The sequence below is a fragment of the Rhodococcus sp. IEGM1339 genome, from assembly GCF_050321925.1.
Lineage (GTDB): Bacteria > Actinomycetota > Actinomycetes > Mycobacteriales > Mycobacteriaceae > Rhodococcus > Rhodococcus pyridinivorans.
The window spans coordinates 1-4,277 of record NZ_JBNQFT010000050.1; the positions used below are offsets into that span (position 1 = coordinate 1).

Annotated in this window: 2 protein-coding genes; both read left to right on the forward strand. The window is 63.0% G+C overall.

Annotation, left to right across the window (positions count from 1 at the left end; genetic code table 11):
* Positions 1–873 precede the first annotated feature (873 nt).
* A complete protein-coding gene (locus tag ACQR3U_RS23240; RefSeq protein ID WP_230811597.1) occupies positions 874–1,953 on the forward strand; it encodes a hypothetical protein in 1,080 nt (359 codons plus the stop codon).
* 942 nt (positions 1,954–2,895) lie between these two features.
* A protein-coding gene (locus tag ACQR3U_RS23245; protein ID WP_230811596.1) for an IS3 family transposase occupies positions 2,896–4,151 on the forward strand; the annotation gives its coding sequence in 2 pieces (ribosomal slippage) (positions 2,896–3,169 and positions 3,169–4,151; 1,257 coding nt in all).
* The last annotated feature ends 126 nt before the right edge of the window (positions 4,152–4,277 follow it).

The window sequence follows — 4,277 nt, forward strand, 5'->3', positions numbered from 1 at the left end:
AACCAACCCGGGCACCGGCCCGGCTACCCTCGACTCAGCACACCCGGACATGGGGAATTCCATGACGGAAACCCCTGGGGAATTACGCGACGGTCGACAGTAGATCAACCCGCTGCAGGAGACGGTGCTGGAAAGAGGCTGCGCGTTGATGGAGCCCAGACACGGACCGGGGTCGAGTCGCTGTTCGGGCCGGTCGGTGTGCGCAGCGGAATCACTGGTGGCTGCGACACAGATCGCCGCATACATCTCGTTCGGGTCCCGGCCGCTGTAGCGGACCTCTGCCAGAGGAAGGACACCGTCGCAGGGACCGACCCGGTGATTGTGAAGCGAATCACTTATTTTCTGAGCGGGGGCGGTTATTCATCTGTTTCGACGGGTAGTCAGATGTCAGCCCGGAACAGTCCGGGCGACCCGGAACGAATCGGCCCGGGTTCGAATCGACACGAGGAGAAAACGATGACCGAGATCCTGAACGCTTTCATCGAAAACTTCAATGTCGTCCTGCAGACCATCTCGACCGGCAGCGCAGACTTGATCGACACCGTGGTCTGACCGGAGTCCACCGGGAAGATCGGAGGGTTCTTCCCGAAAACTCCACTGCCCCTGAGAAGATCTGCCACGGTGGAACAGCCGCCACCGTGGCAGACCTTCTTTTATTCCAGGCCACCGGACGTTATCGCCCGGCCCCCAGAAAAGCGGTGACCACCTCGTGGAATATCGACTTTCGTCTGCGCAAGATAATGAACAATGCGTGTAATGCGCATGCTTAAAGGTGTCGTGTGTGGTCTACGCGACCGGACACGTTATTGTCGCGTCTTCCGGAGGATTTACCCGATGAAATTTTCGGTAGCGCGACACCTCGGAGGACGGTCCGTGATGACGAAGAAGTCGGTTTCATTGGTCGTAGGCGGCGTACTGACGATGGCGCTTGTGTCATGTGGCACGAGTAACGGCACCGCTTCCCGGTCCCTGTCCGAGAGCTCGACATCGGCTGGCGCGACGCTGACCTCGGAAGCGACGCTGCAGAAGCGACAGCCGTGTGGCAACGACGAGGGTGAGCCCGTCGCAGCGTCGGACGGCAGTGTCGAAGACCGACTGGCGGCAGCGGGGGTGAGCGATGCGCTGGTGTGTGAACTCGGTGCCCGCGCCGACGGCGCCGGCTACGGACTCGACGGCCGCGCCACCACGTTCGCCCAGCGGCAGGATTTCGCGTTGGTGATGGCGCAAACCTGCGCGGAGGTGGCCAGCGGATACCGTAGCTGGGAACAGGTCATCGAGGACGACGTCGCCCAGGGCGCGCCGGCAGCGTCGGCGTCGAGACTGTACAGCTATCTGCGCACAGCCTTCTGTCCCCAGGTAAGCGCTTCCGAGGAGCCCGCGCCTGCCGAGCGGGCCCTGTCCTCGGGACCGGTCGACGAGAACGGGATGCGTGGTATCGCCTCGACCCTGTCCTGGTACCAGGGACGTTTCGAGGCGGTGCCGCTGTCCGAGTGCACCTCTCGACTGGGGGCGTTCACGTTTGGGCAGGGATACGCTTTGCGGGTCGACGCCGATACCGTGCTTTGCCTCGAGGATTACTCCGACCGGGGTAACCGTGCCGAACACGAGTTGTGGAGCGCTGATCTGGTGTTCGCTACGGCGGTGGCCGAGGATGCGGCTTTGGACGCCGCCCGACAACTGCTACCCGAAGATGCGGAGGAATACAGCCGCGTGGTGGGCACGAACGCGACCGGCCCCAACAGTTGCCTGAGCGTCGATTATCACTCGGAACGTCTCGAAGACCACGCTCGGGATGTGGTGTCACGACGGACGAGCGATCCGGGTTACGTCAACATCCACCTGTACTCCGAGGGTGAATCGGATCTGGGATCGTCGGCGCCGTATACCGGCACTGCGCAGCTCGCGTCGCTGAGCGCCTCCCGTAGTAACGACATCGACGACCCGGTGTGTTGAAACCCGCCCACCTAGCCTCGTGCTCGCGCTGCGTGCACGCCATGCGAGCAGTGCACCTATCGCGAGCTATGCCCGCACTGCAGGTCATGCACCCGGAACGAGGCGGTGGAGCATTGCGAGAGGTTCATGCTGAACTCACAGTTTGAGATCAGGACCGGGACCAAGCGTGCATCAGGTCTTTCCGTTCGGTCGGCGCTGGCATCACCATGGGGATGTGGTGGGTATGCCGCTCTTGTTGGATCTCGCCGGCGGAGCTAGCATCGCCGCGTCGGCATACTTGCGCTCGAAAGTCTGTGCACGCGGCCGGAATGGCCACGGGTCCCGACCTGGAATCGTCTACCAAGCCAGTGCGCCTGCAGGCATCCTTGCCATCGGAGTCGTTATCGGAGTGGGTATGCGTGGCTAGGGGGTAGAGCGCGTACGGTTTCAGCGAGCCTCACAGTCACGACAGCGGACTACGGCCGGTCGCTCCAGGACTGCCCCGGCGTTGGTGCCGAGCTGTTCACCGTTGCCGAGCCGTTCCCACGCCCAGGGCACGTCCTGGATCTCACCCCACTCGGACAGGTCACTCTCGTCGTTGTGCGGACAGCCGGGTAGATGTGCGGTTCGGCTGGGGCTGACCAGGATCCGTGAGTGGTCGACTGCGGTCTTTCTGCCTGTGACCACGCGAGTGTGTTCGCACTGGCCGACCATCAGGTCACATCGGGGGCATCGCTGATCACTCACATCCGGGACATCGAATCGACTCCCGGAGACGTTTCGGTGCCGGTCGTGTCCGGTGGCACCTGATGCCCGCGATCGCATGCATGCCGCCCCCGGTCCTGTAACGAGCCGGTGCGGGCGAACCGACAGAGCAGACAGATACACTCCAAAGAACGGATCACTGATGACTGAACCGTCTCGGGTTTGATGCCGCCTCCTTTCTTGAGGAGGATGCACATCATGTCCAAGCGTTACCCCGCCGAACAACGTGAACGAGCGGTGAAGATGGTCCTCGACCACCTCGACGAATACTCTTCACCGTTCGCGGCATGCAAAGCCATCGCCCCGAAGCTCGGCGTCGGTGTCGAGTCGCTGCGCACCTGGACCCGCCAGGCTCTGGTCGACGCCGACAAGACACCCGGCGTGACCACTGCCGAGCAGCAGCGGATCAAAGAGCTCGAACGCGAAGTTCGAGACCTCCGTGAGGCCAACGAGATCCTGAAGTCGGCTTCGATTTTCTTCGCGAGGGAGCTCGACCCTCGCCGCCGCTGATCTGCCAGTTCATCGACCAGATGCGTGCACAAGGACACCGGGTCGAGTCGATCTGCGCCGTGCTCACCGAGCGTGGCGTCAAGGTCGCCCCACGCACGTATCGGAACTGGAAAACCGCTCCTCCGTCCCCTCGGACCGTCGCCGATGCACATCTGACGAACGCTCTGCGTGAGACCGTCGGCACCGCCGAAGGTCTCTACGGTCGCCGGAAGATGACCGTGCACCTGCGCAGACACGGCCACGACGTCGCGGCATGCACCGTCGACCGGTTGATGCGCGACGAAGGACTGTCCGGAGCGGTCCGGGGCCGTCGGCACCGCACCACCATGCCCGGCGGCTCGGACAGCCGCCGCGCCCCTGACCTGGTCGATCGTGATTTCACCGCCGAGGTTCCGAATCGGAAGTGGGTCACCGACTTCACCTATTGCCGCACCTGGGCGGGGTTCGTCTATGTCGCGTTCGTGATCGACTGCTTCTCGCGGGCGATCGTCGGCTGGCATGCCGCCACCGTCAAGGACACCGCGATGGTCACCACCGCCTTGAAGATGGCACTGTGGCGACGTGACCACACGGGCCACCCGGTCGGCTCAGGGTTGATCCACCATAGCGATGCCGGCAGCCAGTACACTTCCATCTCTTTCGCGGAAACCCTTGTGCTGGAGGGTATTGCCGCGTCGATTGGCAGCGTCGGAGACGCATACGACAACGCTCTGGCCGAGAGCACGATCGGGTTGTTCAAGACCGAAGTGATCGCCAAGGGAAACCCGTTCCATCCGGGTCCCTACAAGTCCGTCGAGGACGTCGAGTACGCCACGATGGAGTGGGTCGACTGGTTCAATCGCAGTCGCCTGCACAGCCGTCTCGGATACGTCCCGCCGGATGAATTCGAGGCGGCGTACTACGCTCACCTGTCGACTCCACAACCGGAGCCGTCACCGATATAGGAGCGGCAAGAAACCCGAGACGGTTCAGATCGACCCCGTTGCCGTGTCGGTGATTGAAAAAGGGCCCGCGCCCTTGTGAGCTGGGTGTTCTCAGGCATCCAGGACAGCAAGGAACGCGGGCATGCA